The organism is Deinococcus radiophilus, from assembly GCF_020889625.1.
Taxonomy (GTDB): domain Bacteria; phylum Deinococcota; class Deinococci; order Deinococcales; family Deinococcaceae; genus Deinococcus; species Deinococcus radiophilus.
Window position 1 is genome coordinate 717,249 of the sequence record NZ_CP086380.1, and the last position, 26,737, is coordinate 743,985.

Here is a 26,737-nt window from a genome sequence, read left to right on the forward strand (position 1 = left end):
AGCGCCGCAGGCACGCTGCGCCAGCCTAAAGCATTGGACAAAGGCAGTCTGCAGCGTCACCGGGAAGGTTAAGCGGAGGGATGCAATACGATCAGAGCTTTCACGTGGAGGCCCATCAGGGCGCAGGCGTAGTGATTCTGGATGACGCGGGCCGCATCCTGCTCATTCAGGAGCGCGGCACGCCCGACAAGCCGGACGAGGCCGGGCTGTGGCACTTGCCCGTCGGGAGTGTGGAACCGGGCGAAAATCCCCAGGACGCGGCGGTGCGGGAGGCCTGGGAGGAGACGGGCCTGCGCGTACGGGTCGTCAAATTTCTGAATACCCGCGCTGCCCGGCACCGTGATGGCGACCTGATTCTCCGCTCGGTCTGGCTGGCCGAGCCGCTGCCGGGACAGGAACTGCGGCCCGCCTTGGTGGATGAGGTGGCAGACGCCCGCTACTTCACCCGTGCCGAGGTAGAGGAGCTGTTTCGGAGTGGGCGGCTGCGAATCTACACCACGCCGCTCTTTTACGACGAGGCGCTGGCGGTGCGGGGTTCACTAGAAACTACTGCAACGGAGTCAGGTCAAAGTCCCACTCGAACGAGCGGCCCCACGGCAGGTTGACCTGATCCAATTCATAGGAAACGCCGATGTTCAGTGGGAAATACTCGGCGGCCAGTTCCATCAATTTGGCCTGGGCGGCAGGAGTATTCATCTCAGCTTCGGGAATGGCTTCACGCAGGGCCGCCCGCAGGCGGGTGGAGTAGATCAAGTCGTTGGCGTATTCACGGGCCAGCAGGGCATTTTGCTGGGCAGGGTCCACATCGTCCAGATACAGCTTGGCATGGGCCATTGCGCTTCCCAGGTTATTGCCAGGTGTGCCCCAGGCGGCCAGGGCCGTCAAGTTGGCGTCGCGTTTCAGCACGCCCAGGTCACGCCACAGCCGGGTGTTGCCCAGATTCACTTTCTCCACGTCCACCACGGCTACAGGTCCGCGCCGCAGCAGCGCAGAGATGTCCAGCGCGGCGCGCCGGGGGTCGCCGCCGTTAAAGACATAGAACGTCATGTCAGGGGTCTGGCCCGCCTGCACCATCTGGAACCCAGCCGCTTCAGCGTGATTTTCTACACTGTCGGTCAGTGGAATGCCTTCATACTTGATCACTTGCTCGGCCAGCTTCGGGTCGGAGTAGGCTGCCTGCAAGGTCTTCGCTTGCGGTGAGAGGGCGCGGGCACTCAGCAGGGCCAGCACCTCATCGGCGCCGGGGTAGACCAAAACATTATCCGGGGCGACTTCTGCCGCAAACTCAGCCAGTCGCGCTCCCTCGGCAGGAGCCGGGCTGCCGGGTAAGGCGTCGTCCCAGGCCACGTGCAACTCCTTAAACACGCCAGCAGCGGCCCAGCGAATCATCAGGCGGGCCACGTCATAGTTGCGCTGACGGTCTACTGCGTCGGGGTGGCGGGGAATGGTGATGAAGGCGTAGATCGGACGGCCCGTCTCGCGCTGCCATTCCAGCAGTGGCAGCAAGCGGCTGCGAATACGGGCAGCAGACTCGGTACTTTTGCGCGACTGCACCAAGCCGCCGTAGGCCAGGGCATCCAGCGCCACGATCAGCGGTTCATCGGCGTTGCCAGCTCCTTCGGTCCGCAGCCAGTTCAGCAGTGCCTGGGGATCGGCGCCTTGCTGTGCCGTGCCCAGCAGTTCACGCGGAACCACTTTCAGCGACTCGCTGGCCAGCGCGGCGGTGGCAGCAGGCAGTCGGCTGGTGGCGGGGCGCGAGTCCATCGGAATGAGCGTCTGTGCGGCGGCAGAGGGAATCAGCGTCGCCAGTGCAGCGGTGAGGGCAGACAGGAGGGATACGCGCTTCATGCGCCCAGTGTAGGAGCAACAGATGAAATGGGCCTGATGGTCGGCAGCGCTGCGAAGACTCAATAAGCAGACCAGACCCTCAAAACCAAAAAGCCCCGGTAGCGTTACCCGGACGAGAAGGATTCGGCTCAGTTGCCTAGGACGCGGGCTTGCTCGTCGCGCAGCCAGAAGTTACGACCGGCGCTGTCTTGCAGGCGCAAAACCACCTGCACATTTTCGCCACTGCGCAGACCCTGGGCAGGTCCAGTGCCCTGTACCAGGCGACAACTCTGACCGCAGCCCGCCTTCCAGTTGGCACCAGACTGCCAGACGCCGCCTTGGGTGACCAGGTAGACCGAATGCACGTTCAGCGGGAGGACACTGCCCGAACTCCGAACGGCCAGCTGGGCATTCAGCTGATCGCCGCGCAGCAGTGGCGTGGCCTCGGCCCTGAGGGTATGGCCCGCCAGGTTCAGCGAGGTCGGCGCACGCAGCAGTTCGCCGGCTGTGGGTGCTCCACCGCTGACGCTACCGCAGGCGCTGAGGGTCAGGATCCCAGCAACCAGAGTGAGGGCAGCCTTGGCGTTCATGTGAACCATCTTAGAACACTATGGTTAAAATTGTCTGACGGCGCTCTGTCACCCTACGGTTCGCAGCAGCATTTGAGGAATGCTGGTGGTATTTTCCCGGCGCATAGAGCGGAAACTGCCGCTCCAGTGGAAGTTGGCGGCGGTAGTGATCCGGTTGTCAATGGTAAAGGTCTTGCTAAAGCTGGCTGGCAGAAGACCCGCATTCGCTTCTCAAAGATGGTTGTAAGCGGTGCAGCCGAGGGGATTCATGAGCTAAGGTTCCTCTATGGCCCAGCCCTCTCACACGCTTCAACTTCCCTCGGACCAGACCGAAGCAGACCACCAGCGCTCACCCTACGACTACGACGCCGCCGTGATCGGTGCCGGTCCAGCGGGCCTGAGTGCCGCCCTGGTGCTGGGTACGGCCCGCCGCCGGGTGCTGCTGCTGGACGGTGGACCACCGCGCAATGCTGCTGCGCAGGCTGCACATGGCGTTTTTACGCGGGATGGTGCCGATCCGCTGAGCCTCAAGGCCGAAGGGTTGCGGCAGCTGGAACCTTATGACGTGACGGTGGAGCAGGGAGCAGCGCGCCAGGTGCGGTTGGCCGAGGACGGCTTCGTGGTGCGGCTGGCGGTGGGTGAGGTGCGGGTCAGGCGGTTGCTGCTGGCGACGGGCCTAGAAGACCTGCTGCCAGCGGTCAATGGTCTGCGTGAACGCTGGGGCGAGTCGGTCCATCACTGTCCTTACTGTGACGGCTGGCCCAACCGTGAAGCGCAGCTGGCGGTTTTGGGCAGTCACCAGGAGGGCCACCACCTGGCGCTGAGCATGCGGGCCTGGACCGATCACCTCACCCTGCTGACCAACGGCCCTGATGAACTGACCGCTGAGCAGCGCCGTGACCTGCAGCGGCTGGACATTGCCCTGGACACCCGGCCCATCCTGCGGCTGTCGGACGCTGGGCGAGCTGACCTGGCCCGTGTGCATTTCCGGGATGGAGACACTCTGGACTTGGAAGCCGTGTTTCTGAATCCGCAGCAGCGGCAGCGCAGCAACCTGCCACACCGTCTGGGTCTACAGCTGGATGACAAAGGCCGCGTCCAGGTCAACGAACACGGCATGACCAGCCTGCGCGGGATCTGGGCGGCAGGGGACATGACCGGAGCGCCGCAGTATGTCATGAGCGCCGCCGCTGCTGGTCAGGTGGCTGCCGTCAGCCTGAACGCCACCCTGATTCATGAGGATGTGCATGGGTACGGCGCCGCCTTTCACGAGTCACCTGAGAGCGAGGACAAGGGAGCGGAGCTGTGAGTCCTCAAAGTGAGCAACTGGCACAGGCCTGGGCGGCCATCGAAGCCGGACACTATGCCGAGGCCGAGGCCCTCCTGCGGGCCGACACCACTCCGGAAGGACGTCATGCGCTGGGCTACGCCTATACCTTCGCAGGCAATTTCGGTGCAGCCCGCGCCGTCTATCAGCAGTTGTGCCAAGCGGCGAAAGGGGAGGCTGACGAGCACCGCTATCTGCACCAGTTGGGCATGGTGGAGCGCGAAGCCGGAGACCATGCGGCCGCCCTCGCCCTGTTTGAGCAGGAGCGCAAGCTGATCGAACGCCAGGGGCTGGGTCCGCTGGAATGCGCTGTGAATGGCTATGAGCTGGCCCTGAGTCGCCACGCTCTGGGCCAGGAACGTGAAGCCCACGCAGCGCTGGCCGATGCTTTCGCTGAGGCGGTCACAGCAGACGACGCGACGACCCTGGGCTGCCTGTGGCGGCTGGCGGGTGACTTTGCGCGTGCCGATGACAACGCAGAAGCAGCCCAAGACGCTTATACCCATGCCCGCACCCACTTTGCGGCGGCTGAGGATACGGCAGCCGTAGAGGAGATACAGGGTCGCCTCGCCGGGTTGGAGCGGTAGGTGCCAGCGGTTCTGTTTGATCTGGACGGCACCCTGCACGACCGCTCGGCCACGTTGCGCGGCTGGCTGCCTGGGCATCTGGAGCGCTTCGGCCTGCCCAGTATGCGGCCCGCTTTATGACGCTGGATGACCTCGGCTACCGCTCCAAGCGGGAAGTGTTTCCTGCCTTGGTTCAGGAGTTCGGGTTGGCCGTTTCACCGGAAGAATTATTCGCTGACTTCGGTTTGCTGCTGCGCCAGGCTCAGCCTATGCCCCACGCCGCCGAGGTGCTGGCCGAGCTGCGCCGCCGGGACGTACGGCTGGGCCTCGTGACGAACGGTTGGTCGGCCGTGCAGCGCGAATGTCTGGAACGCTGTGGCCTGAGCGGAGCTTTCGGCGTGGTGCTGATCAGTGAAGAAGTGGGCCTCAGCAAGCCAGACCCGCGCATCTACACCCTGGCGCTGGACGAGCTGGAAGTGACGGCGGAGGATGCCTGGTTCGTGGGTGACTCGCCGCGCAATGACATCCAGGGTCCACAGGAGGTGGGCCTACGGGCCGCCTATCTGCCGGGCGGGCATCCATTGACCTCAGAACAGCCGGACGCGGTGCTGCGTGGTCTCCGCGATGTGCTGGATCTGAGCGAATGGTGATGTCCGACCTGCCACCCCTATCAGCACCCAACGACGCTGACATCCAGGCGGAATTTATCCGGGTGGTGTCCGTCGGCGGAGCGCTGGACGGCCGCCTGTGGCTGGAAGTGGGCCTGATTCGCTGGACTGGCCCCCATACTCCTGCCCTGACATGGCAAGTGGCTGACTCGTTGCCGGCTGGCGCCAGTGCGGAGGCGGTGACCACTGCTCAGACGGCGCTGTTGAACGACGCACGTTACTTTGCGGTCTGTGAGCGCTGCGGCCGGCGGTGCCCGCAGGGCTGGATGCTGGACGGCGTGACCTGTCAGGCCTGCGCCGAGCGGTTTCTAGAGCATTTGACAGAATAAGCGAAGCGTTTCTGTCCGAGCCGTGCGAGTAAAATACTATGAGCAGGACGGAAAATGGAGCGAGTAAGAGTGCCTTTCTCTTGCTCGCGTAATTTGAAGAACTGCTCTAGGCGTGGTGTACTGACGCCGGTGCATTAGCATGGTGCTGCCCGGCCCTGCGCCCTGCCTGCCTATGACTGATCTCCCTGCCCTCACCGCCCTGCCGGATCTCCGCACCACCCTGGCCGCTCATCCGTTGGTGCTGCTTCAGGCCCCGACCGGCGCGGGCAAATCCACGGCCCTACCGCTGGAGTTGCTGGCTGAACCCTGGCTGGCGGGGCGCAAAGTGCTGCTGCTTCAGCCCCGGCGGGTGGCGGTGCGTGGGGTAGCGGCGCGGTTGGCAGCACAGTTGGGGCAGAACGTGGGCGAGACGGTGGGCAGCCGGGTCCGTTTCGAGTCGCGGGTTTCCGGAGCCACCCAGCTGGAGGTCATGACCGAGGGCATTCTGACCCGCCGCCTGGGGCGTGACCCGGAGCTCAGTGACGTGGGCCTGGTCATTCTGGACGAATTTCACGAGCGGAGCCTGAATGCTGATCTGGCCCTGGCCCTGCTGCGTGAAGTGCAGGGGGCGCTGCGCGATGACCTGCGCGTACTGATCATGTCGGCCACGTTGGACGCCGACCTGCCTGCCCGCTTGGGCGCGCCGCTGGTCCGCAGCGAGGGCCGCACCTATCCAGTCGAGGTGCGGTATGCCCAGGCCGAGCCAGGCGGGCGCATCGGGGACACGGTGGCCGGGGCAGTGCGCCGAGCACTGGCCGAGGAAAGCGGTGATGTCCTGGCCTTCTTACCGGGCGTGGCCGAAATCCGTCAGGCTCAGGCGGCGCTGAGTGAAGTGGACGCTGTAGTGTTGCCACTCTACGGTGAGCTGCCGCCTACCGAGCAGGCCCGTGCTGTGACGCCTGATCCGCAGGGACAGCGGAGGGTTATCCTGGCAACCTCTATCGCAGAAACGTCGCTTACCATTGAAGGCGTACGGGTGGTGGTGGACAGCGGGCAGCGACGTTCTCAGGCTTACGATCCCAGCACGGGCCTGACTGGCCTACGAACCGGACGCGTGACCCGCGCTGAGGCAGAACAGCGGGCTGGACGTGCAGGCCGCACTGCGCCTGGCGTGGTGTACCGGCTGTGGCCGGAGCGGACCCAGGCGCTGCTGGCGGCTGACCGCCCTCCTGAAATGCTTGGGGCTGACCTGGGCCCACTGCGGCTGGAACTGGCGGCCTGGGGCGTGACTGATCCGGGCAGCATGGAGTGGCTGGACGCGCCGCCTTCTCCCGCATGGTCCGCTGCCGGCGAAGTGTTGCGCGGTCTGGACGCTCTGGACAGTGGGGGCCGTGTCACCGAGGCGGGAGAGGCCTTGCTGCGTTTCCCTACCCATCCCCGTTTGGCGCACCTGCTGGCCGAAGGCCGCACCGGATTGGCCGCCGATGTGGCCGCACTGCTCGAAGAACGCGGCCCACGCCTGGACGGGGCCGATCTCACTGAGCGGGTGGCTGCGCTGCGTCAGGCCAGAGGGTCTGGGCGGCTAGGGGAATGGGCGGGTGCCGAACGGCTGGCGCGGCAATGGCGGCGCTTGTTGGATGTTCCGCAGGATGATGCCCAGCCGGACGCTGAGCATGTGGGGTGGCTGGTGGCCCTGGCTTACCCGGAGCGCGTAGCTTTACTGCGCCCCGGCGAGCGCGGACGTTACCTGCTGGCGGGTGGGCAGGGGGCCGAACTGTCCCCTGATGATCCCTTAAGTGGCCAGAGTGCGCTGGCGGTGGCCCATCTGGACGGCGTAGCCGAAGGGCGGCGTGGTCCTGAAGGCCGCATCTTCCTGGCCGCGCCGCTGGCCCGTCAGGAGTTGGAGGCGCGGGCCACCTGGCAGCCACGTACCGATTGGGACAGCCGCACCGGACGCCTGCTGGCGCAGGAGGAATGGCGCGTGGGAGCGCTGGTCCTGGATACCCGCCCACTACGCGAACCTGACCCGCACGCGGCTGCGGCCGCCGTGGCCCGCGCCGTGACCCGCGAGGGGCTCCACCTGCTGACCTTTTCCCCGGCGGCCCAGAGTCTGCGGGACCGGGTAAACTCGCTGCGGACCTGGCGGCCCGATGAGGGTTGGCCCAACCTGAGCGACGCGGCCCTGCTAAGAAGCACGGATATCTGGCTGGCCCCTTTTCTGGCTGGCATCCGCAGCCGTGAGGCGCTGGCCCGATTGGACTTGCTCCCGGCCCTGCAAGCGCAGTTGCCCTGGCCGCTGGCCTCGCAACTGGATGATCTGGCCCCCACCCACCTCACCGTGCCCAGTGGCAACCGTATCCGGCTGGACTACGCCCCCGACGGCAGCCCCCCGGTGCTGGCAGTCAAGGTGCAGGAGCTGTTCGGCCTCAATGACACGCCGACGGTGAATGCGGGCCGGACCGCCGTGTTGCTGCACCTGCTATCCCCCGCCCGCCGCCCGGTCCAGGTCACGCAGGACCTCCGCTCCTTCTGGCAACACGGTTACTTCGAGGTGCGTAAGGATCTGCGGGGGCGCTACCCCAAGCACCCCTGGCCGGATGACCCAGCCAGTCACGCGCCCACCGCCAAGACGAAACGGGCGCTGGAGCGCGGCTGATGAGAACGCATCGTCCGTGTGGGGCAGGGATCACATCTCACGCTCAGGCAGGCCCGTCAGGAAGCCGTCCATGCTGCTACGGTTTTTCTCTTGCGGGTAGCGGAGAATGCCTTCTGGTCCCTTCTCAACATCCAACACGAAGATGTTGCGGGTACTCGCCATGGGGGGAAGAGGGCAGCAAGCCCTTCGGAGAGATGTTGACCCGCCCTCCTCTTGCAGCCGTGGCCACGAAAAAGCTGGGTTGCTGTGCAATAAACATCTGTAGACAACCCTGGATGTCGTCGAGTTGTTGGGCTATGACCTCAGTGTAGAGGTCATCCGGAACATGGGTATGAGGTCCAAACCCGTCTGTGCCTCCTCGCTCTCCTGCGGAGCTGTGCCCGTCTGCTCGCCTACAACCCGCACAGGTACGCCCATCTCCGCGATCTTCCGGGGCAGCCTCTAGGCCCCCTGTGCTGGTCTGAGAAGATGCGGCTTCAAAGACTGGAGGATTTATGTGCCACAAACAGAATGCGCGTAAAGGCATAGAAGACCCGTTCGTCACCGAAGACGCTAAGGAGCCGCTGGCGGTAAGTGTCCTCGAATCGGGCGGCATCTTCAGCGTTCAGGCGTGAGAGGTAAGGCACCAGCGCCGTTCCACGGACCCATTCCAGCACGCCCTCAGCTCCGCTTAGCTCTGTGGGGTAGACCCGGCTGATCACTTCCAGCTCTCTTGCCCCCAGGCCGTCTAGAATCTCGGCGTAGGCTGCGGGCGTCAGGACAGGTGTGGCCCCATGCACCGGCCCGAAACGGGTGTAGCCGCCCAACTCGTGCCGTGAATTCATCAGCCGTTTCCGTGATCAGGCGGTGGCTGACGTGGTCGTGGTTGGCAGGCACCTGCACTGCCAGTACGCCACCAGGGTTCAGGCGTTCCCACAATCCGGCCAGCAGCGCCGGGTGATCAGGCAACCACTGCAACGCCGCATTGGAATACAGCAGGTCATAGGTGCCGTCTAACTCGCGCAGGTCACTCTGCCGAAAGCTGAGGTGAGCTGCGGTGTGTGCTTGTGCCTGGGCCAGCATTTCGGCGCTGGCATCTATACCCATCACTGCAGCCCCTGGGAAACGTTGAGCCAGGGCCAAGGTCTGTTCTCCAGTACCACACCCCAGGTCGGCCACGCGGCGGTAAGGCAGGTCTGGGATCATCGCCTGGAGATCCAGGGCAGGCTGCTCACGGGCGGCGCGAAACTTGTGATACTGATCTGGATTCCAAGCCATACCCAGAAGGTAGCGTGACCTGCCTAAGTCCTGTACGTACTGGGGTAGTAACAAGGGAAAGGGGATCTCTGTGTTTGAATTTAGCCTTCTGGATCTGTCGGTGGGTCACCTTTATGGTGGCGTGCATCGAGTTGTTCACGTAGGCTCTGACGCCAGCGGCGGCGGCGTTTCCAGCGCAGGGTGTTGGCGCTTTCCTGTGGTTCTCCGCGCTCTTGATTGGTCAGGGTCATGCCCACGCTCGCCAGCATCACCAAGACCAGCGCGGTCCACTGCACAGGGCTCAGTTGTTCGCCCAACAGCAGCAGGCCTGCGATGGCGGCCAGCGCCGGCTCCAGGCTGCTCAGCACCCCGAAGACCTTGGGCGGAATGAATTTCATCGCTTGCATTTCTAGGGTGTAGGGGACGGCGCTGCTCAGCAGGGCCACGCCCAGGCCCGCCAGCAGAATGTTCGGTGCCAGCAACGAGGCTCCGGCCCCCAGCACCGCAAAGGGCACGGTAACGGCGGCGGCCACCCACATCCCGGCGGTCACGCTGATCGTGCCCGAAAGCTCGCGGCTGACCCGACTGCCCGCCAGGATATACAGTGCCCAGAAAAATCCGGCCAGCAGCGCAAAGCCCATGCCCACCGGGTCCAGGCCCTGCAACTCGCCACGCGGAGCCATCAGCGCGATTCCGGCAGCGGCCAACAGCACCCACAAGAAGTCAGCTGGGCGGCGCGATAGGTACAGCGACAGCGCCAGCGGCCCGGTAAATTCGATGGTTACGGCTACCCCCAGCGGCAGCCGCTCCAGCGAGGCATAGAAGCTGAGGTTCATCAGGCCCAGCGCCAGACCGTAGGGAACAATCAAGCGCCAGTGCGCCGGGACGATGCGGTGAAAAGGAGGCCGGAACAGCAGCGTGAGCAAGGCGGCAGCCAGCACCACCCGCAGCCCGGCAGTTCCCATCGCGCCCACGGCCGGAAAGAGACCCTTGGCGATGGCCGCTCCACCCTGAATGGTCAGCATCCCCGTCAGCAACATCAGCAGCGGAGGAAAGCGGGGAGGGGCACTCTGAGTCATAGCGGCGATGTTAGAGCATTTGGCCGCAGGCCTGTACGTTGTCTCATAGGCCAGCGCCGCACACCCTGAGTCAAATCTTGCCTCATTGTCACTTCGTATAAGATGCGGGGCAGTGAACGCAGTGAAAGAGGCCCAGCATGTCTGATTTTCAGGATCCACACGGTCAGCCCCAAGCGGCGCAGGAGGCCGGCCAAAGCCCTCAGCCCAGCCGCGTGACAGGAGCGCCCGCCGCGCAGACTGTCACTGTGCCGCGCCGCCGCAGCCCGTTGGCCCGCTTCTGGAAGGAGTGGGGCGAGCCGATTGTGTTCGCGCTGCTCATCACGCAGTTCATCGCGACGATGGTGCGCGTAGACGGTGCCAGCATGATGCCCAACCTGCGCCACCAGGAACGGGTGATCGTGCCCAAATACGAAACCTGGCTGCACCGCATGGGCGTTGGAGAGTTTGAGCGGGGCGACATTGTGGTATTCAAGCCGCCACGGGCCGCAGCTGCAGTGGTTCCTACCCTACGTGATGACTTCCTGGGGCTGTGGACCTACCGTCCCTTCTTGATCAAGCGCATCATCGGCGTAGAGGGGGACCGCATCCGCATCCAGGGCGGCGAGGTCTGGATCAACGACAAGCCGCTGGATTCCAGCTTTACCACCGACTACTGGCAGGAGCAGGGCTGCTGGGACCGCGACAGCGCCATTGCCAATCAGGCGACGTCGGCTGGTCAGGGCATTGTTCCCGATCAGCTGGAACTCACGGTGCCTGAGGGCCACTATTTCGTGATGGGTGACAACCGCCATCCCAGTGGTTCCGAGGATTCCCGTTCGTTCGGAACGGTCCCACTAAGTGACGTGGCCGGCCGCGCTGCCGCCGTAGTCTGGCCGCTGCAGCGCCCCAATGAGCTGAGCTATGACTGCGCCGCCAACCAGACGGTGAATCCCAGTCAGGATCAAGAATCGGCTTTCCGGACCCTCCCCGCCCCGCCCGCCTTTGATCAGCTGGAGCAGCAGCTAGGGCAATAAAGACTGTCCGGATAAATCATAGAAGTGATTCGGCCAGTGATGCGTCTGCGCTTGCCCTGCCTATCAGTCAAGCACTGAACAAGCAGGGCTTCTCGCATGATGAGGCTGAAAACTGCGCTCAGACCTGTGCCTCCACTCCCACCGCCTTGTGACGTTTTGCTGATGTTTCCCCCGTGACGGGTCAGTGCTAGAGCTGTGCGAGCCCACCTGACATAGTGTCGTCAGAAATGATGCATCACCACGGGACCTGCTACCAACACTGGTTGTGGCGTCCGCCGATCTGATCCGTGCCTATGAAGACTGGAATGTCTCTGCTGGCATGGAAGCCGCTTAGCCTTCAAGTGCGGTAATCTCAGTCCATTCCTCGGTGACGCGGTAGTCGCCGCCTGCCACAAAGTCGGCGGCCAGCCGCAGCGTTTCTTCGACCCACGCGTAATCATTGCTGACCGTGACCACCGCGATCACTTCCCAGTCGTGGGCGTCCAGGCCGTCCAGCCGGGCTGCTGTGACGGGAAAGCGCACCTTCAGTTTTTCTACCACCGGCTTGACCAGGGACCGCTTTTCCTTGAGGGACCGCACCCAGGGCATTTCCAGCCGCAGGGTCAGCGTGCCGACATAGCCCAGAGCGCTCACCGCTGCTCTAGAGCATGCCTGCCAGGAAGCCCTGGCGGCGAACCTGACGCACCAGGTCCATCACGGTCTGGGCACTGGGATCATAGTGGACTTCAATCTGTCCGGTGTCGGGAATGGCTTTGCTGACGCCAGGCAAGGCCAGCAGGTGGTTGGCCACGCGCAGGCCAGCTTCGCGGTCCATGCCACGCACGCCCAGCAGAACTCGGGTAGGGTTCGTCATGCCCTCAAGTATAGGTGGGGAATCTGGCAAGCTCCTGTCAGATTGCGCAGCACTCAGTCCAGACTGGGCAGCGCCGTTTCCTCACGGCTGCCCAGATGGCGCACGGCGTAGTCCCCGACCCGGCGCACGTCTCCCAGGTCCCCGGCCAGCGGCCAGCCGGGCTGCGGTACAAAGTGAATCTCGTATACCGCCGTGTCATAGGCACTCTTGAAGAGGGCGCGGAGCAAGCCCGCATAAATGTCGTGTCGCAGCGGCAGTTCCAGGCCCGGCGTTGTGAGGAGTGTCCGGACCAACACAATGGGCTTGTCGCCCTGCCAGACACTCTGGGCCAGCACCAGCCCGCAGACCTCGCCCGCCCGCATAGCCACAAAGGAATGGTCCGTGCGGGCGTAGAACTTCAGTGCGCCCAGGCTGCTGCTCAGGCGGCCTTCGCGTTCGCGTTCGGGCAGCCCGGCAAAATCAGGGTCCAGTTCCAGCTGAGCGGCCAGATCCAGCGCAGCCACAGCCTCAAAGTCCAGTTCATTCAGGGCGCGGTAGGCTGCCACGGGGGCAGGTGCAGCCAGTGCGTCTTGCGGTTCGTGAGTCATCTGCTCAGGCTAGAGCATGTTCCATGATGGGTGGGGGAAATAAACCCTATAAGAGCGCTGAAGCTGAGCCTATGTTTATACTGAGTCCAAATCTATTCAAAAGCTCGCCTGTACCATCAGGCATCTGTTCGTCCAGGGCCAAACGTCTCAGACCCTTCACTGCTCTGGTCATGGACCTATCCCACTGCATCTGCCCCGGCTCCTTTCCAGAAAGGCCAACCCATCATGACTCAAGACCACGCTCAGACCTACTTGACCCGACCCTGGCTGACCCATTACGAGGCGGGAGTTCCGCATGAATTTCATTCCTCCGACCGGGTCATGCCAGATCTGCTGCGTGAGAACGCCCGCGATTATGGCTCCAGACCAGCTGTTTCCTTTCTGGGTGCCTCTTTGAACTACACCCAGTTGTGGCAGCAGGTGCAAGCATTGGCGGCGGCCTTGCAAAAATCCGGAGTGCAGCCAGGCGACCGCGTAGCGATCATGCTGCCCAACCTGCCGCAGTTCGTGGTGTCGTTTTACGGCGCACTGCTGGCGGGTGCCGTGGTGGTCAACACCAGCCCGCTGTATGTGGCGGATGAATTGGCACATCAGCTCCAAGACAGTGGAGCGAGTACCCTGATCATTCTGGACTCGTTGCTGCCACGTTACCTGGAGGTGCAAGGCGGTGTTCCAGTCAAGCGGGTCTTCGTGGCGCGGGTAGAAGATGCCCTGGCTTTTCCCAAGAATCTGCTGTATCCCATCAAGCAGCGTCTGGAAAAACAGCACGTCAAGGTACCCTGGAGCGATCACATCCTCCCGCTGCGCAGCGTGATTGCCTCTCAGAAGGGCGCACCGCAGCCGGTGACCCTGCGTCCGGACGACGTGGCCCTGCTGCAGTACACCGGCGGCACCACGGGCCTGCCCAAAGGGGCCATGTTGACCCACCGCAACCTGATCGCCAATGCCGAACAGGCCTGGTCCTGGTTCAGTGAACTGAAAAAGGGAGAGGAAGTGGGTCTGGGGGCCATTCCTTATTTCCATGTTTATGGCATGACCGCTTCCATGAACCTGAATATTCTGGGCGCAGGTCACACGGTGCTGGTCCCCAACCCGCGTGATCTGAAGATGGTGCTATCGGAGATCCAGCGGACCAAACCCAGCCTGTTTCCGGCCGTGCCGACGCTGTATAATGCCATCAACCATTATCCCGATATCTCCAAATATGATCTGTCGTCCATCAAGGCCTGTATCAGTGGCAGTGCGCCACTGCCGCTGGAAACGGCCCGCACCTTTAAGGAAATCACGCGGGGGGCCAATCTGGTGGAGGGCTACGGCCTGACCGAATCCAGCCCGATCACCCATGTGAACCCGGTCAGCAGCGAGCAGCGCGAAGGGTCCATCGGCCTGCCGCTGCCCGGTGTGGACGCGATGGTTATGGATGACGATGCCCAGCCAGTCCCCTTGGGCGAAACAGGTGAGCTGTGGGTCAGCGGACCGATGGTCATGAAGGGCTACTGGAACCGCAGCGAGGAAACTGCGAAAGTGCTCCGTGACTATGCTGGCAAGACCTGGCTGCTGACTGGCGACGTGGCCCGCATGGATGAGGCCGGGTACTTCTACATCGTGGACCGCAAGAAGGATTTGATCATTGCCAGCGGCTACAACATTTACCCCCGTGAGGTGGAAGAGGTCTTGTTTCAGCATCCGGCCGTGCTGGAAGCAGCCGTCGTAGGTGTGCCGGACGAGTACCGCGGCGAATCGGTTCACGCGGTGGTGGTGTTCCGCGAAGGCCAGGAAGCTTCTGAGAAAGAGCTGATCGGCTACTGCCGCGAGCACCTGAGTCCCTACAAGGCTCCGCGCTCGGTGGAGGTGCGCGCTGAGCTACCCAAGACGGCGGTCGGTAAGGTGCTGCGCCGCCAATTGCGCGAAGAGGTCTGGACCAGGCGCAGCGGCTGACCGAACCTGAAAGGACACCGTGCGCGGGTGGGAGGATAGGGAAAAGGCCCTGTCTTTCCATCCGCATATGCCATGATTGATCGCTGCATGCTCCATTCGGGCAATGTTCTAACCAGTGCGAAACATGACCGGGCTAGACTGGGCTTTATTGCCAGGCCTGAGAAGCAAGCGGGCGGATCACACAAGGCCGCTGACGTACCGGGCAAGAAGCCCTGGTCATAAGGGAGAGACGACGTTGATACTGCTGGGTAAATTCTTCAAATTTTTCTTTTCGCTGCTGCTGGCAGTGGTCCTGGCCGGTGCCGGACTGGCCGGGGCGTTTGCCATGAAATGGGCCGGTGAGCTGCCGGATTACCGTGAGCTGGACAGCCTGACCCTGGGCGCTGAAACCCGCGTGTTTGCGCGTGACGGGACACCGCTGGGCACGCTGGTCCCGCGGGTAGGTGAGCAGAAAGTCAGCCGTACGCTGGTCCGCCTGAATGAGATCAGCCCTTTCATGACCGCGGCGGTGGTTGCCAACGAGGACCGGACATTTTTCCAGCACTACGGTCTGGACCCACGCGGTATCGGGCGGCAGGTGCTGCGCGTGATGGAAGGTCAAGACGTGCAGGGCGGCTCTACGCTGACCAACCAGCTGATTAAAAATACCCTGCTGTGGGACGAATTTGGCGGGGTGGCTACGCCCGACCGCAAGGCCAAGGAGTGGATGCTCAGCGTGCAGGTGGAGCGCTCCTTTACCAAAGAAGAGGTGCTGCAAAATTACCTGAACGCCATCTACTGGGGCGACGGCGGCCCGGTCGAGCTGTACGGCGTGTATTCGGCGGCGCAGTCCTATTTCGGTAAGGCCCCCAAGGATTTGACGCTGGGTGAAAGTGCCTACATGACGGTCCTGATTCCCAACCCCTATCAGCGCTATCAGAACTACGAGCAGGCCTACGGCCTGATGAAAGTGCTGCTCAAACGTATGGAAGAGGATGGCTGGATCACCGCCCAGCAGCGTGAGAACGCCCTGGCCGAAAAGGTGCAGCCCAAAGGCTGGCAGGTGCAGTACAGCGCTCCCGGCGAGATTGCCAGTGCCGAGCTGGTGGATCCCAAAGCCAAGGAGCTGCGCGACGTGACCACCAACCGCGCGCCGCACTTTACCCAGCAAGTGGAGCAGGAACTGACCCAGTTGCTGGGCAGCGACAAGGTGTACGGCGCTGGTGGACTGCGGGTCTACACCACCCTGGACCTGAAGGTACAGAACGCAGTGGAGACGGCCAGCCGTGAGGCGGTGCGCCTTCCCAGTGGCGCCACCCTGGGGGCCACCATCATGGACCCCTATACCGGCGAAGTGCTGGGCATGATCGGTCAGAAGATTCGCGAGGGTGAACCTATCCCCGACTGGAACAATGCCGCGCAGGGCCAGCGCCAGATCGGTTCGACCATCAAGCCGCTGCTGTACACCGTGGGTCTGCAAACGGGGCTGCGTCAGGACCACCGTGAAGAGGACCGCCCGGTCAGCTTCCCGTGTGATACCTGCGAGGATGGCATGTACAGCCCGCAGAACTTCGAGGGCGCGACGACCTTCCGCAACATGACCATCCGCGAAGCGCTGGACCGCTCGCTGAACCTGGTCACCGTGCGTCTGGCCGACCGGATCGGTCTGGAAAAATTCTTCGGCAAGCTGGGCGAACTGGGCATTCCGCCCAATGACGGCACTGGGCTGGCGGCCGCGCTGGGTGCCATTGAAACCACCCCAATTAACATGGCCGCAGCCTACGCGCCTTTCGTGAACGGGGGCGTGTACTACAAGCCGCGTTACATCACCCGAATTGAGACGGCACGTGGTGAGGTGCTGTACGACGCGGGCAACGAGAACATCAAGCCAGTGCGGGTCTGGTCGCCGCAGGTGGCCTATCTGGGTCTGGATATGATTCGTGGCGTCGTGAACGACCTCAAGCCAGAGCAGGGCGGGCTGGCCAGTGGGGCCAAGTTTGGCGAGTGGTCGGTGGCGGGCAAGACCGGAACCAGTAACGGCCCCAAGGATCTGTGGTTCGTCGGTACCACGCCGCTGTATACGGGAGCCGTCTGGGTCGGGAAGCAGGAGGGCGGCGACATGCCGATCAACTCCTACTCCGGAGTCGTGAACGCGCCGATCTGGAAGCGAATGATGGAAGTGGCCCACGCAGGCAAGACCAAGGCTGAGTATCAGCAGCCTCCAGGTATCCTTTTCGCTGAGCATCCCGACAAGGAATGGATGCCGGAAGTCAAGTTCGCCTATATTGACCCGAGTTACCGCGACGCAGCCACCGATGTCGAAGGACAGGTGATGCCCCAGCAGGGCGCGCGCTACAGCGAAGTGGAATGGTACCCTTCCGACCCCAGCTCCACCGAGCTGGTCGGTATTGATCGCCGTACCGGACGCCTGGCTACCGAATTCACGCCGCCCGAGGAGGTCATCATGCGCCGGATTCGCACCGCCGATCTGCCTTCTTACTCCCCTGATATGCCTGGGAGCAGTAAGGCGACCGAAACCGACACTGCGGGCGCGGGCGAGTCCCAGGACACAGACTCCGCCGACACTCAGGAATGAGCGGTGGTGCAGCCCAGCGGACCCGCCGTCTGGGGCTGACCGGCAGTATCGGTGCGGGCAAAAGCACGGTGGCCGCGCTGCTGCGTGAAGCGGGGCTGACTGTCACCGATGCCGACGCCTTGGGCCGTGAGGTCACGGCGTCACCTGAGGTGCTGACCGAGTTGGCCCGGCTGTGGCCGGAGGTGGTGTCTACCGGACCGGGACGGCTTCCGGCACTGGACCGTGCTGCCCTGGCGGCCCGTGTGTTCGGCCACCCAGAGCAGTTGGCGCAACTTGAGGCCCTGACGCACCCACGCATCCGCTCGGCCACGGAAGCCGCCTGGCAAGCGGCGCAGGATCGGGGGGAGAGTTGGGTGGTCCATGACATCCCTCTGCTGTTTGAAAAGGGCCTGGACAGAGATATGGACGCGGTGTGGGTGGTGGACGCACCACTGGAGCTGCGCTTAAAGCGCCTGGCAGAGCGCAGTGGCCTGACCCGTGAGCAAGCCCTGGCCCGTGAGGCGGCGCAGTGGCCTCCTGCTGACAAGCGTGCCCGCGCCGACACCGTGATTGTCAATGACAGGACGCTGGCTGATCTGCGTCAGCAAGTCACCTCAGCGCTGCACCAACTAGGCTTGGGCTGAGCGTCTGAAGGGAACATTCCAGCTCTGATCATCAGAGCAATATTTTGTGAGGGTCTTTCAGCATATCAGTCCCACGCGACGTTTGCAGTGGCCTGGCCTGCTTCCCGAACAAATTATGGATAACTATACTGACACCTTGAATTTTGCCTGTCCGGAAGAGTTGCGTAGAGGCTGTAGGGCCGCGCTTCCAGTTCCCGGAGCAGTTGCCGGAGGAATATATGGAAAGTGATTTCAGAGTAATTTCCGCTGCCCGTCAGACCAACCTGGTCGAGCAGCCCTCGCCCCGTGAACTGATTGACGATGTCTATGCCAGTGACGTGCTGACCCTGGACGATCTGCGCAGCCGCCTGAGTAAGCCGGTCTTCAGGAGCCTACAATCCACCATCGAACGCGGCACCCCAGTCGACGCCGGCATTGCCGATACGGTGGCGTTGGCCATGAAAAACTGGGCCATGGAGCGCGGTGCTTCGCACTACACCCACTGGTTTCAGCCACTGACCGGCAGCACCGCCGAGAAGCACGACTCGTTTCTCTCCCCGATGGGTGACGGTAAGGTCATGTCGGCCTTTGGCGGTAGCGAACTGCTCCAGGCCGAGCCGGACGCGTCTTCGTTTCCGTCGGGCGGCCTACGGGCCACCTTTGAGGCGCGGGGCTACACCGTTTGGGACCCCACCAGCCCTGCTTTCATCCTGCGGCACTCGGGCGGAGCCACCCTGTGTATTCCAGCCATTTTCGCGTCGTGGAACGGCGAAGCGCTGGACCAGAAAACTCCGCTGCTGCGCTCCACTGAAGCCCTGAACCGCGCTGTCGTTCCGGCACTGCGGCTGTTTGGAGCTTCCGAAGGCACCCGCGTGATTAGCACCCTGGGCGCCGAGCAGGAATACTTCCTGATTGCCGAGGAATTCTACTACCAGCGCCCGGACCTGATGATGGCGGGCCGGACCCTGTTCGGGGCCAAGCCGCCGCGTGGGCAGGAACTGGAAGACCATTACTTCGGCAATATCCCTGACCGGGCCCTGACCTTCATGAGCGACGCTGAAAGTCAGCTGTACGCCCTGGGTATTCCGATCAAGACCCGCCACAAGGAAGTGGCCCCCGGTCAGTTCGAGTTGGCCCCGATCTTCGAGGAATCCAACGTGGCCGCCGATCACCAGCAGCTCACCATGCAGGTGATGCAGAGCACCGCCCGCCGTCACGGCCTGGTGGCGCTGCTGCACGAAAAGCCCTTCGCGGGTATGAACGGCAGCGGTAAGCACTGCAACTGGAGCATGTCCACCGACGCAGGTGAAAACCTGCTGGAGCCGGGCGACACCCCGCACGAGAACCTGCAATTCCTGTTCTTCTGCTCGGCGGTCATCAAGGCGGTGGACGATCACCAGGACCTGCTGCGGATCAGCGTGGCCAGTGCCAGCAACGATCACCGCCTGGGTGCCCAGGAAGCGCCCCCTGCGATCATCTCCATGTTCTTCGGCAGTGAGCTGACCGAGATTTTTGAGCGCCTGGAGAGCGGTGTGGGCGGACGCGGTGAGCGAAAAGGTCTGCTGGGCATGGGCAGCCCCGTACTGCCGCATATTCCCCGCCACGCTGGGGACCGCAACCGCACCAGCCCGTTTGCCTTTACCGGCAACAAGTTCGAGTTCCGCGCACCGGGTTCCTCGCAGAGCATCTCGCTGCCCGTGACCATGCTGAACGTCATCGTGGCCGACGCAGTGACTGAGCTGACTGGACAGCTTCAAGCCCGTCTGGATGCTGGAACCGATCTGGACAAGGCTGTGGGCGAGATCGTGCGGGAAACCTACACGCAGCACAAGCGCATCCTGTTCAACGGTGATGGCTACGACGAGGCCTGGCACCGCGAAGCCGAGCAGGAGCGCGGCCTGCTGAATCTGCGGACCAGCCTGGACGCCTATCCGCAGCTGACCAGCGAGAAGAACGTGGCCCTCTTCGAGCGTCATCAGGTGCTGGATGCCCGTGAACTGGAAGCCCGCCAGGAAATCATGTTCGATATCTACTTCAAGACAGTGAACATCGAAGGTGAACTGACCGAAACCATCGCTCAGTCGGTGCTCCTGCCCAACACACTGGCTTATCTGCGTGATCTGTACGCGTCGGGCCAAAGTCTGGCGGTCAAGGGTCTGATCAGCGAACTGGAAACACTGAACGACGCACTGTATCAGGCGTTGCAAGAACTGCGCACTCAGAATGCCGAGTTGGGCGGCGAATCGGCCCATGAAAAGGCCTTCCACCTGCGTGACAATGTGTTGCCTGCCATGCTGAAAGTTCGCCGCGCTGCCGATGAACTGGAGAAACTGGTCAGCGACGAGCACTGGAAGCTGCCTACTTACCGTCAGATGCTGTTCGTGAAGTAAGCTCGGCACTCTATCCGAACTCCCGCCCGGTCCAGTGTCCGGCGAGAGTTTTTTGCCCTACGGCTGGCAATAGCGCAGAGCGTTCCCGCAGTTTTCGGCCCGCTGCGCTATAACATAGGCATCTGTGTTTAGCATGCGTAACAAATCCGCAGTGGGTGCCCCTGATCTGCAAGCTGGCCTGGCCGAACTGGGGCTGGACGGTACCCAGCATGTGCTGGCCCACGCCTCGCTGCGCTCCTTCGGGCGCCTGGAGGGCGGGTCACGCACCCTGGTAGACACCCTGCAGCGCTGCACGGCGACGCTGGCGGCCCCGGCTTTTACCTATTCCACCATGCTGTACCGTCCTACCGATCCGGTTCACGCCCGCTACCACCGGGACCGGCGTGTGAGCCGCGAACTCGGAAGGTTACCGCAGGAGATGGTGGAGCGTGCTGAGGCGCGGCGCTCCTTTCACCCGACCCTCAGCTTCGTGGCGCTGGGCCAGGAGGCCGAATACGTCACTCAGAGTCAGTCGCTGGACCAGCCCTATCAGCCGGTCGGGGCACTGTACGAACTGGACGGGTACTCGCTGATGATCGGGACCGAATGGGACAGCAACACGGCGGTGCATTACGGCGAGTACCTGGCTGGCGTGCCGTACCTAACCCGCTGGGCGGAGGTAGACGGTGAGGTCAAGGGCATGGCCTTTCCCAATTGCTCGGCAGACTTCGGGAATTTGGCCCCATCGGTGCAGGGTCTGGGTCGGCAGGTCCAGGTGGGCCAGAGCTTGCTGCAACTCTACCCAATGCGCCCGCTGATAGACCGCACGGTGGCCTTGCTGGAGCGCCAGCCGGGAGCGCTGCTGTGCCGCTCACGCTCTTGCCGCTGTCAGGATGTGGGCCGAGTGATTGATACACAAGGTTTGCGTCCCCGGACCCATCAGGTGCGCCATCGTGAACTGCATTCCGGCTGAGGGGCAGCCCGGTCAGAACACGAGATAGCGCGGCGGGAATCGAGTGTGATTTCCGCCGCGCTATCTCGTCCGAGGCGTCAGCGCTCGGCGCGCCAGCCCAGCATTTCTTCCAGGTGGACCACCTTATGGCGTGGGCGGCCTGACTCGCTGCCCCGGCCCTGCTCGTGGCGGTCCAGTTCCTGCCAGTCCCCGAAGGTGTACACCGGGCGGTCAGCCAATACGGCCTCCAGTGCGCTCAGGTTCTGCTCGGCACTCGGCTTCAGCGTGCCGCTGCGGACATCTTCCAGCAAGAGGCCCACCGTGTCGGCGGCGCACTTGCGGTTGGTGCCGATCACGCCACTGGGACCGCGCTTGATCCAGCCGGCGGTGTATTCGCTGGGGCAGCCAGTGACCCGGCCCTCCACGTTGGCGATGGTTCCGGAGCGCTCATCGAACGGCACACCTTCTAACGGTGTGCCCAGATAGCCCACCGAGCGCAATACCATGCCTACTGGCAGTTCTTCAAACTGGCCTGTGCCCACCGGGCGGCCCGCTTCGTCCAGCTGATTTTTCTCCACCCGGATGGCGTTGACGTTGCCTGCGCCGTCATCCAGGATCTCGGTGGGGGAGACCAGAAAGCGGAAATGCACCCGGCGCGGTGTCTCGCGCTCCGGCAGTTCCAGGAAGGAGCGCAGCACTTCCAGATTCTTCTTGGTCACGTTGTCGGCGGCGACTTCTTCCTCAGGGGCCACGGCCAGTTCGTCGGCACGGACCACTGGGCTGGCGGCGTCCAGCTCACCGAACTCGCGCAGTTCCTTGGTGGTGAACTTGGCCTGGGCAGGGCCACGCCGTCCCAGGATGTAGATGTCCTTGACCTGGCTGTCCCGCAGCCGCTCCAGCGCGTGCTGGGCAATGTCGGAGCTGTGCAGTTCGTCCGCTGTCTTGGCCAGGATGCGGCTCACGTCCAGGGCCACGTTGCCCAGGCCGATCACGGCCACGCCCTGAGCGCTGAGGTCCATGTCGCGGGTGGCCGCGTCGGGGTGGCCGTTGTACCAGGCCACGAACTCGGTGGCGCTGAGCGATCCTTGCAGGTCTTCGCCGGGAATGCCCAGGCGGCGGTCGGCACTGGCCCCCACGGCGTAGATCACAGCGTCGTAGTGGGCCAGCAATTGATCACGGGTCAGGTCACGCCCGAACTGCACGTTGCCCATAAAGCGCACGCGTTCGTCGCTCATGGTCTTCTCGAACGCCTTGGTGACGCTCTTGATGGTCAGGTGATCCGGGGCCACGCCGTAGCGCACCAGCCCATATGGGGTGGGTAGGCGGTCAAAAATATCCACCTGCACAGGCACGTCACTTTGCTTGATCAGCGCTTCGGCAGAGTAAATCCCGCTGGGGCCGGAGCCGATCACGGCCACCCGCAGCGGGCGTTCAGAGGTAAAAGCCTGGGAATCTTGAGTCATATGGTCCAGTTTAGCGGCTGACCGGAGGGCCAAACCGGAATGCTGAACCGGGTTTAAGACACAAGGAGGCTGAAGCTTGTCTTGCAACCTTCTTGCTTGATTGGTGCCTTATTTCTTGTCTGGGCGGCTGGGGCGCACTTCTACCCGGCTGGGCAGGGTACGGCGCGGCATTTCCAGCAGGTCAATGGTCAGCTGGGCAATGTCTTCCGGCTGAATTTTCCAGGCGTCGGCGTCGCTGGGGGTATGACCGTTGAAGTAAGTCGCCACACTGCCGGGCATAAACTGCGTCACCTTGATGTCGTCCCCGCGCAGGTCCAGCATCAGCACTTCGCTCAGGCCGTTCATGCCGAATTTGGACGCGTTGTAGGCTGCGCCGCCCGCGAAGGGGTTTTTGCCTGCCAGGCTGGACAGCAAAAAGATGTACCCGCCGCCATTTTTGGCACTCTCGGTCAGCGCGGGCAGGGCTGCCTTCACAGTGTAGAACGCTCCACTCAGGTTGGTTTCCAAGACCGTGTCCCAGTCTTCTATGCTCATGTCCTTGACGTTGGAAAAGCGGCCCACGCCCGCATTGACAAACAGGACATCCAGCCCGCCGAAAATGCCGGTGTGAACGTCAATTTCCTCCTGGAGTGCTTTGGCGTCCCGTACATCACACATCACGCCACGGATACCGTGCCCTATCTGCGCGGCGGCGCCGGTCACTTCATCTTCGTTGCGGCTGGTGATGGTCACGTTGTAACCGGCCCCCGCCAGTGCCTGGGCCACGGCGTAGCCGATGCCCTTGCTGCCGCCAGTCACGAATGCGCTTTTGCCTTCACCGATTTTCTTCTGGTCCGTCATGCGTAGACGCTAACGTGCCTACGCTGCTCCAGGGGTGGGAAATGGACGAACAACCCTTTATTTGCCCTACAGACCGACAAAAAAGGCGCCTCCCGTAGGAAGGCCCATCCGTGTTCTGGCGTTTAAGGAAGTTGCCCTGCCAGCTGGTCAAAGATGTAGTTCGCAGCGTTGTAACGGTGCTGATAGACCTCCAGCACGCCGAAGTTCTGCCGTACATTAATCACCTGGCCGCTGGGTAGCTTCAGGCTCAGCGCCGCCGAGAACTTGGCCCAGGGCAGCAGGGCGCCGGGGGCGTTCAGCACCGGAGTCACCTTGATGGCGCCGGGAGTGTTTGCGTCGGTGGCGATGGTCGCGCCGGGGTAACGCCGCTTGATGGCACCTGCCGAGTCGGTGCTCATGGCCCGCAGGACGGTCTGGTAGTCACCGCCGCTGACCAGGCTACGGTTGCCGTTGACCTGGGGATTCACGATGACATAGGTGGCGGTAGCAGGATTCACGCTGCCCCAGTTGTTCTGGGCATTCGCGGCAGGCAAAAGGGCCAGGGTCGCCACGGCGGCGGACAGGGCCAGAGGAGTCTGAGTCTTCATAGAAAAAAGTGTCGCACGCGCAAACTGACGGGGTATGAAAAGGGTCTGAAGTGCCTGGCCCGCGCATGAGCATTGCCGTCAGGTCAAGTGGATGGAGCGAAGGGGTCTGTGACCGGAGAGGTGTGCCTCTCCCAGCCGTTTGGTGTGACCGCCCGCCCGTAAACCCGTAAAAAGGAGAAGAAACGAGGCCCCGGCTCATTTGCGGTTCGGTGAATGTCTGCCCTGGGCACGGCCAGCCACCAACCTCATCTGCCAACGTCCACCTTTGGTCCACTCCTGGCCGTGCCATCATGGCCGGATGCAAGACCTGCTGAGCACCATGCGCCGCCTGCGCGCCCCTGACGGTTGCCCCTGGGACCGCGAGCAAACCCATGAGTCGCTGCGGCCCTACCTGCTGGAAGAAGCCGCCGAAGCTGTAGACGCGGTGGGTGACGACGCCGAGCTGTGCACCGAACTGGGCGATGTGCTGTTGCAAGTGGCCTTTCACGCCGTGATTGCCGAGGAGCGTGGGGCCTTTGGTTACGCCGAGATAGAGCGGAGCATCGTGGAGAAGATGGTGCGCCGTCATCCGCACGTGTTCGCAGCGGCCCAGGCTGAAGATGCTGAGGCGGTGCTGGGCGTTTGGGAAAGGGTCAAGCGTGAGGAACGCGGCGGGCGGGAGCAACCCCTGGCCCAGAAGATTCCTGCTGCGCTCGGAGCGCTGGAACGCGAGCGCCAGGCCCAGAAGGGAACTGGGACTGGTGAAGGCAGCCGGGAAGCTGTCCTGGGTGCCTTGCAGCAGGCCGGAGACGACGCTGAGGGTGTGGCCGCTGTGCTCTCGGCGGTGGTCGCCTGGGCACGGACAGCGGGTGTAAATTCCGAACTGGCCCTGCGGGAGCGCACCGCCCGGACCATCTCGGCCTACGACGCTGCGGCGCAAGGGGGTGAGGAACATGGCTGAGTTGCCGCTGGACCCGCTGGATGAGTCGCTGCTGTATGACCCCGCTGCAGACCCCTGGGCGGGCTGGGTGCAGGCCCGGCAGCGCCAGCGGCTGCATCTGCCGGATTACCGTGAAGCGGCCGTGCTGGCCGCCCTTTCACTGGAAGCGGTCCCACGCGTGCTGCTCACCATCCGTTCGGCGGAGCTGCCCACCCACCAGGGGCAGGTCGCCTTTGCGGGCGGCAAGCTGGAGGCGGGGGAGACGCCTGTGCAGGCTGCCCTGCGTGAAGCTCAGGAGGAAGTGGGCCTGGCCCCGGAAGCGGTTACGGTGCTGGGCGAGCTGGACGACGTCTTCACGCCGCTGGGCTTTCATGTGACCCCGGTGCTGGCCCGCTTCGCCCTGCCAGACCGGTTCCGGCTGAGCGGCGAGGTGGACCGGGTGCTGCTGTGTTCGCTGGATGAGCTGCGGGCGTCGGCGGCCCCGCCCACCCTGAAGACCATGCCGAATGGCCGCGAATACCCCATGTACGAGTATTTGCCCCAGGGCGTGCGCGTGTGGGGCATGACCGCCCGCATCCTGCACGACCTGCTAGACGCGGGCGTGGACTGAGGCGTCCGCAGGCCAAATCGTCTAGGCTAGGGGGCATGTCATCCTTGATTGCCTATGATCCCGTCAAGCACGCCGAGCTGCTGGTGGATTACTGCCTGTATGCCCAGAGCGGCGAGCGACTACAATTGGCCGGTTCCACCCTGGCCCTGCCGCTGATGCAGGAGCTGCACCGCGCCGTGCTGCGCCGGGGAGCGCGCCCGGTGCTGAACCTTGAATACCCCGGCCAGCTGGACGAGTTCGCTGATCTGGCTGCCGATGATGTGCTGGACAGCGTGCATGACGGCGACCTGGCCAACATCACCCATATGGACGGCACCCTGCGGGTCAAGGCTCCCGAAAATCCAGTGGAAGGTGATCCCAAGCGCCGCGCACGTTTGGTGGCCAGCGGCGCACGCCTGGCCGCCGTGCGCTCAGGGAAGAAGTGGAGCCTGACCCTCTATCCCACCGAGTTTGCCGCTCAGCAGGCGAACATGTCGCTGCCGGAATTTGAGGATTTCGTCATGCGGGCGATGTTCCTGGACCGCCCTGATCCGGTGGCCGCCTGGGGCGAGATTCGTGAGATGCAGGCTGGATTGATTGAGCGGCTTGAGCGTGCCGATCAGGTCCGGATCCGGAATGCAGGCACGGACCTGACGCTCAGTGTGAGAGGCCGCACCTGGGCCAACAGCGACGGCAAGCGGAACATGCCCAGCGGTGAAGTATTTACTGGCCCCCTTGAGGACAGTGCTGAAGGGTATGTGACCTTCAGCGTACCGACCATTTACGGTGGCCAGTGGGTGCGCGGCGCCCGGCTGGAGTTCCGCGCTGGGCGGGTGGTGGACGCCCGCGCTGACGAAGGCGAGGATGTGCTGCTGGCCGCGCTTGATACTGACGAGGGTGCCCGCCGCCTGGGTGAACTGGGCATCGGTTCCAACTTTGGGATTCAGTCGCCAACCGGCAACATCCTCTTTGACGAGAAGATGGGCGGCACCGTCCACCTGGCCCTGGGCCGCTCGTACCCCGAAACGGGCGGTACCAACGAAAGTGGGATTCACTGGGACCTGATCACCGATCTGCGCCCCGGCGCGGGGGGCGGCACCATCAGCCTGGACGGCGAAGTGTGGCAGCGTGATGGGCAGTTTGTTTGAGCTGAGTTGAGAGTCAGAGGCGGCGTGGCCGTTGTTGCCGCCTCTGAAGCCAAAAGACGGGGACAT

General features: G+C 63.4%; 26 protein-coding genes. 15 read left to right on the forward strand and 11 right to left on the reverse strand.

Going from position 1 to position 26,737, the window contains the following annotated elements; translation table 11 throughout:
* Window positions 1-80: 80 nt before the first annotated feature.
* The gene (locus LMT64_RS03780) at window positions 81-605 is read left to right on the forward strand and encodes a Nudix hydrolase (RefSeq protein WP_126351555.1); all 525 of its coding nucleotides are present in this window, start codon (window positions 81-83) and stop codon (window positions 603-605) included.
* Here LMT64_RS03780 and LMT64_RS03785 read toward each other — a convergent pair.
* Window positions 547-1,848 carry a DUF4127 family protein gene (locus tag LMT64_RS03785; RefSeq protein WP_126351556.1) on the reverse strand — a complete coding sequence of 434 codons (1,302 nt, stop codon included), beginning with the start codon at window positions 1,846-1,848 and terminating at the stop codon, window positions 547-549. The two genes, LMT64_RS03780 and LMT64_RS03785, sit on opposite strands and share 59 nt — an antisense overlap.
* Window positions 1,849-1,976: 128 nt before the next feature.
* Window positions 1,977-2,417: a hypothetical protein gene (locus tag LMT64_RS03790; protein WP_126351557.1), complete on the reverse strand. Its 441-nt coding sequence runs from the start codon at window positions 2,415-2,417 to the stop codon at window positions 1,977-1,979.
* A 265-nt stretch (window positions 2,418-2,682) separates the two neighbouring features.
* Between LMT64_RS03790 and LMT64_RS03795 the strand changes: the two genes are divergently transcribed.
* The 5 genes from LMT64_RS03795 to hrpB all read left to right on the forward strand — a co-directional run bounded on the left by LMT64_RS03795 (window position 2,683) and on the right by hrpB (window position 7,921).
* A complete protein-coding gene (locus tag LMT64_RS03795) occupies window positions 2,683-3,705 on the forward strand; it encodes an NAD(P)/FAD-dependent oxidoreductase (protein ID WP_126351558.1) in 1,023 nt (340 codons plus the stop codon).
* A complete protein-coding gene (locus tag LMT64_RS03800; protein WP_126351559.1) occupies window positions 3,702-4,310 on the forward strand; it encodes a tetratricopeptide repeat protein in 609 nt (202 codons plus the stop codon). The genes LMT64_RS03795 and LMT64_RS03800 overlap by 4 nt, the downstream gene beginning before the upstream one ends.
* A gap of 116 nt (window positions 4,311-4,426) precedes the next feature.
* Window positions 4,427-4,939 (forward strand): HAD family hydrolase, encoded by a 513-nt coding sequence (locus tag LMT64_RS03805; protein ID WP_126351560.1) that lies wholly within the window; start codon window positions 4,427-4,429, stop codon window positions 4,937-4,939.
* A complete protein-coding gene (locus LMT64_RS03810) occupies window positions 4,939-5,286 on the forward strand; it encodes a hypothetical protein (protein ID WP_126351561.1) in 348 nt (115 codons plus the stop codon). Before LMT64_RS03805 ends, LMT64_RS03810 begins: the two co-directional genes overlap by 1 nt.
* A gap of 172 nt (window positions 5,287-5,458) precedes the next feature.
* Window positions 5,459-7,921 (forward strand): ATP-dependent helicase HrpB, encoded by a 2,463-nt coding sequence (gene hrpB, locus LMT64_RS03815; protein ID WP_126351562.1) that lies wholly within the window; start codon window positions 5,459-5,461, stop codon window positions 7,919-7,921.
* A 30-nt stretch (window positions 7,922-7,951) separates the two neighbouring features.
* On the opposite strand, the gene LMT64_RS14190 is transcribed toward hrpB, so the two are convergent.
* The 3 genes from LMT64_RS14190 to LMT64_RS03825 form a co-directional block, all read right to left on the reverse strand.
* Window positions 7,952-8,083 carry a hypothetical protein gene (locus LMT64_RS14190; protein ID WP_267869774.1) on the reverse strand — a complete coding sequence of 44 codons (132 nt, stop codon included), beginning with the start codon at window positions 8,081-8,083 and terminating at the stop codon, window positions 7,952-7,954.
* Between the two features lie 498 nt (window positions 8,084-8,581).
* Window positions 8,582-9,178: a methyltransferase domain-containing protein gene (locus tag LMT64_RS03820; protein ID WP_324295868.1), complete on the reverse strand. Its 597-nt coding sequence runs from the start codon at window positions 9,176-9,178 to the stop codon at window positions 8,582-8,584.
* Window positions 9,179-9,258: 80 nt separating this feature from the next.
* Window positions 9,259-10,236: an EamA family transporter gene (locus tag LMT64_RS03825; protein WP_126351563.1), complete on the reverse strand. Its 978-nt coding sequence runs from the start codon at window positions 10,234-10,236 to the stop codon at window positions 9,259-9,261.
* A gap of 137 nt (window positions 10,237-10,373) precedes the next feature.
* On the opposite strand from LMT64_RS03825, the gene lepB reads away from it, so the two are divergent.
* Window positions 10,374-11,249 carry a signal peptidase I gene (lepB, locus tag LMT64_RS03830; protein ID WP_126351564.1) on the forward strand — a complete coding sequence of 292 codons (876 nt, stop codon included), beginning with the start codon at window positions 10,374-10,376 and terminating at the stop codon, window positions 11,247-11,249.
* A 330-nt stretch (window positions 11,250-11,579) separates the two neighbouring features.
* On the opposite strand, the gene LMT64_RS03835 is transcribed toward lepB, so the two are convergent.
* Genes LMT64_RS03835 through LMT64_RS03845 form a run of 3 tightly spaced genes read right to left on the reverse strand, consistent with a single transcriptional unit; the run spans window position 11,580 to window position 12,689 of the window.
* The gene (locus LMT64_RS03835; RefSeq protein WP_126351565.1) at window positions 11,580-11,882 is read right to left on the reverse strand and encodes a DUF503 domain-containing protein; all 303 of its coding nucleotides are present in this window, start codon (window positions 11,880-11,882) and stop codon (window positions 11,580-11,582) included.
* Window positions 11,883-11,889: 7 nt separating this feature from the next.
* On the reverse strand, window positions 11,890-12,102 hold the full coding sequence (locus LMT64_RS03840; RefSeq protein ID WP_126351566.1) for a heavy-metal-associated domain-containing protein: 213 nt from the start codon (window positions 12,100-12,102) through the stop codon (window positions 11,890-11,892).
* A gap of 53 nt (window positions 12,103-12,155) precedes the next feature.
* Entirely contained in the window at window positions 12,156-12,689 is a 534-nt protein-coding gene (locus LMT64_RS03845) for a DUF1999 domain-containing protein (RefSeq protein WP_126351567.1), read from the reverse strand.
* 225 nt (window positions 12,690-12,914) lie between these two features.
* Between LMT64_RS03845 and LMT64_RS03850 the strand changes: the two genes are divergently transcribed.
* The 5 genes from LMT64_RS03850 to LMT64_RS03870 all read left to right on the forward strand — a co-directional run bounded on the left by LMT64_RS03850 (window position 12,915) and on the right by LMT64_RS03870 (window position 21,146).
* Window positions 12,915-14,627, forward strand: a complete 1,713-nt coding sequence (locus LMT64_RS03850) for a long-chain-fatty-acid--CoA ligase (RefSeq protein ID WP_126351568.1) — start codon at window positions 12,915-12,917, stop codon at window positions 14,625-14,627.
* A gap of 235 nt (window positions 14,628-14,862) precedes the next feature.
* Window positions 14,863-17,202 (forward strand): transglycosylase domain-containing protein, encoded by a 2,340-nt coding sequence (locus LMT64_RS03855; RefSeq protein WP_126351569.1) that lies wholly within the window; start codon window positions 14,863-14,865, stop codon window positions 17,200-17,202.
* Window positions 17,199-17,825, forward strand: a complete 627-nt coding sequence (coaE, locus tag LMT64_RS03860) for a dephospho-CoA kinase (protein WP_126351570.1) — start codon at window positions 17,199-17,201, stop codon at window positions 17,823-17,825. Before LMT64_RS03855 ends, coaE begins: the two co-directional genes overlap by 4 nt.
* Before the next feature lie 218 nt (window positions 17,826-18,043).
* On the forward strand, window positions 18,044-20,194 hold the full coding sequence (locus LMT64_RS03865) for a glutamine synthetase III family protein (protein ID WP_229253369.1): 2,151 nt from the start codon (window positions 18,044-18,046) through the stop codon (window positions 20,192-20,194).
* A gap of 133 nt (window positions 20,195-20,327) precedes the next feature.
* Window positions 20,328-21,146, forward strand: a complete 819-nt coding sequence (locus tag LMT64_RS03870; RefSeq protein WP_126351572.1) for an AAC(3) family N-acetyltransferase — start codon at window positions 20,328-20,330, stop codon at window positions 21,144-21,146.
* 77 nt (window positions 21,147-21,223) lie between these two features.
* Here the strand turns inward: LMT64_RS03870 and LMT64_RS03875 are convergent, their stop codons facing one another.
* The 3 genes from LMT64_RS03875 to LMT64_RS03885 form a co-directional block, all read right to left on the reverse strand.
* Window positions 21,224-22,588 (reverse strand): FAD-dependent oxidoreductase, encoded by a 1,365-nt coding sequence (locus LMT64_RS03875; protein ID WP_126351573.1) that lies wholly within the window; start codon window positions 22,586-22,588, stop codon window positions 21,224-21,226.
* A 108-nt stretch (window positions 22,589-22,696) separates the two neighbouring features.
* Window positions 22,697-23,428 (reverse strand): SDR family oxidoreductase, encoded by a 732-nt coding sequence (locus LMT64_RS03880; RefSeq protein WP_126351574.1) that lies wholly within the window; start codon window positions 23,426-23,428, stop codon window positions 22,697-22,699.
* Between the two features lie 122 nt (window positions 23,429-23,550).
* A complete protein-coding gene (locus tag LMT64_RS03885) occupies window positions 23,551-24,015 on the reverse strand; it encodes a hypothetical protein (protein ID WP_126351575.1) in 465 nt (154 codons plus the stop codon).
* Window positions 24,016-24,313: 298 nt separating this feature from the next.
* Here LMT64_RS03885 and LMT64_RS03890 point away from each other — a divergent pair, with 298 nt between their 5' ends.
* The 3 genes from LMT64_RS03890 to LMT64_RS03900 are packed head-to-tail and all read left to right on the forward strand — an operon-like array spanning window position 24,314 to window position 26,671.
* Window positions 24,314-24,955 carry a MazG nucleotide pyrophosphohydrolase domain-containing protein gene (locus LMT64_RS03890; RefSeq protein WP_126351576.1) on the forward strand — a complete coding sequence of 214 codons (642 nt, stop codon included), beginning with the start codon at window positions 24,314-24,316 and terminating at the stop codon, window positions 24,953-24,955.
* Complete coding sequence (locus LMT64_RS03895; RefSeq protein WP_126351577.1) at window positions 24,948-25,544, forward strand: NUDIX hydrolase; 597 nt, start codon at window positions 24,948-24,950, stop codon at window positions 25,542-25,544. The genes LMT64_RS03890 and LMT64_RS03895 overlap by 8 nt, the downstream gene beginning before the upstream one ends.
* Window positions 25,545-25,579: 35 nt before the next feature.
* The gene (locus LMT64_RS03900; protein ID WP_126351578.1) at window positions 25,580-26,671 is read left to right on the forward strand and encodes an aminopeptidase; all 1,092 of its coding nucleotides are present in this window, start codon (window positions 25,580-25,582) and stop codon (window positions 26,669-26,671) included.
* The last annotated feature ends 66 nt before the right edge of the window (window positions 26,672-26,737 follow it).

What these genes read in the sequence shown, in the direction of transcription:
- LMT64_RS03875 (WP_126351573.1), bottom strand. Translation starts at nt 22,588, where the DNA reads ATGACTCAAGATTCCCAGGCTTTTACCTCTGAACGCCCGCTGCGGGTG.
- LMT64_RS03865 (WP_229253369.1), top strand. Translation starts at nt 18,044, where the DNA reads ATGGAAAGTGATTTCAGAGTAATTTCCGCTGCCCGTCAGACCAACCTG.
- hrpB (WP_126351562.1), top strand. Translation starts at nt 5,459, where the DNA reads ATGACTGATCTCCCTGCCCTCACCGCCCTGCCGGATCTCCGCACCACC.
- LMT64_RS03885 (WP_126351575.1), bottom strand. Translation starts at nt 24,015, where the DNA reads ATGAAGACTCAGACTCCTCTGGCCCTGTCCGCCGCCGTGGCGACCCTG.
- LMT64_RS03790 (WP_126351557.1), bottom strand. Translation starts at nt 2,417, where the DNA reads ATGAACGCCAAGGCTGCCCTCACTCTGGTTGCTGGGATCCTGACCCTC.
- LMT64_RS03850 (WP_126351568.1), top strand. Translation starts at nt 12,915, where the DNA reads ATGACTCAAGACCACGCTCAGACCTACTTGACCCGACCCTGGCTGACC.
- LMT64_RS03780 (WP_126351555.1), top strand. Translation starts at nt 81, where the DNA reads ATGCAATACGATCAGAGCTTTCACGTGGAGGCCCATCAGGGCGCAGGC.
- LMT64_RS14190 (WP_267869774.1), bottom strand. Translation starts at nt 8,083, where the DNA reads ATGGCGAGTACCCGCAACATCTTCGTGTTGGATGTTGAGAAGGGACCA.
- lepB (WP_126351564.1), top strand. Translation starts at nt 10,374, where the DNA reads ATGTCTGATTTTCAGGATCCACACGGTCAGCCCCAAGCGGCGCAGGAG.
- LMT64_RS03820 (WP_324295868.1), bottom strand. Translation starts at nt 9,178, where the DNA reads ATGGCTTGGAATCCAGATCAGTATCACAAGTTTCGCGCCGCCCGTGAG.
- LMT64_RS03785 (WP_126351556.1), bottom strand. Translation starts at nt 1,848, where the DNA reads ATGAAGCGCGTATCCCTCCTGTCTGCCCTCACCGCTGCACTGGCGACG.
- LMT64_RS03805 (WP_126351560.1), top strand. Translation starts at nt 4,427, where the DNA reads ATGACGCTGGATGACCTCGGCTACCGCTCCAAGCGGGAAGTGTTTCCT.
- LMT64_RS03840 (WP_126351566.1), bottom strand. Translation starts at nt 12,102, where the DNA reads ATGACGAACCCTACCCGAGTTCTGCTGGGCGTGCGTGGCATGGACCGC.
- LMT64_RS03845 (WP_126351567.1), bottom strand. Translation starts at nt 12,689, where the DNA reads ATGACTCACGAACCGCAAGACGCACTGGCTGCACCTGCCCCCGTGGCA.
- coaE (WP_126351570.1), top strand. Translation starts at nt 17,199, where the DNA reads ATGAGCGGTGGTGCAGCCCAGCGGACCCGCCGTCTGGGGCTGACCGGC.
- LMT64_RS03890 (WP_126351576.1), top strand. Translation starts at nt 24,314, where the DNA reads ATGCAAGACCTGCTGAGCACCATGCGCCGCCTGCGCGCCCCTGACGGT.
- LMT64_RS03870 (WP_126351572.1), top strand. Translation starts at nt 20,328, where the DNA reads ATGCGTAACAAATCCGCAGTGGGTGCCCCTGATCTGCAAGCTGGCCTG.
- LMT64_RS03880 (WP_126351574.1), bottom strand. Translation starts at nt 23,428, where the DNA reads ATGACGGACCAGAAGAAAATCGGTGAAGGCAAAAGCGCATTCGTGACT.
- LMT64_RS03895 (WP_126351577.1), top strand. Translation starts at nt 24,948, where the DNA reads ATGGCTGAGTTGCCGCTGGACCCGCTGGATGAGTCGCTGCTGTATGAC.
- LMT64_RS03810 (WP_126351561.1), top strand. Translation starts at nt 4,939, where the DNA reads ATGTCCGACCTGCCACCCCTATCAGCACCCAACGACGCTGACATCCAG.
- LMT64_RS03825 (WP_126351563.1), bottom strand. Translation starts at nt 10,236, where the DNA reads ATGACTCAGAGTGCCCCTCCCCGCTTTCCTCCGCTGCTGATGTTGCTG.
- LMT64_RS03900 (WP_126351578.1), top strand. Translation starts at nt 25,580, where the DNA reads ATGTCATCCTTGATTGCCTATGATCCCGTCAAGCACGCCGAGCTGCTG.
- LMT64_RS03795 (WP_126351558.1), top strand. Translation starts at nt 2,683, where the DNA reads ATGGCCCAGCCCTCTCACACGCTTCAACTTCCCTCGGACCAGACCGAA.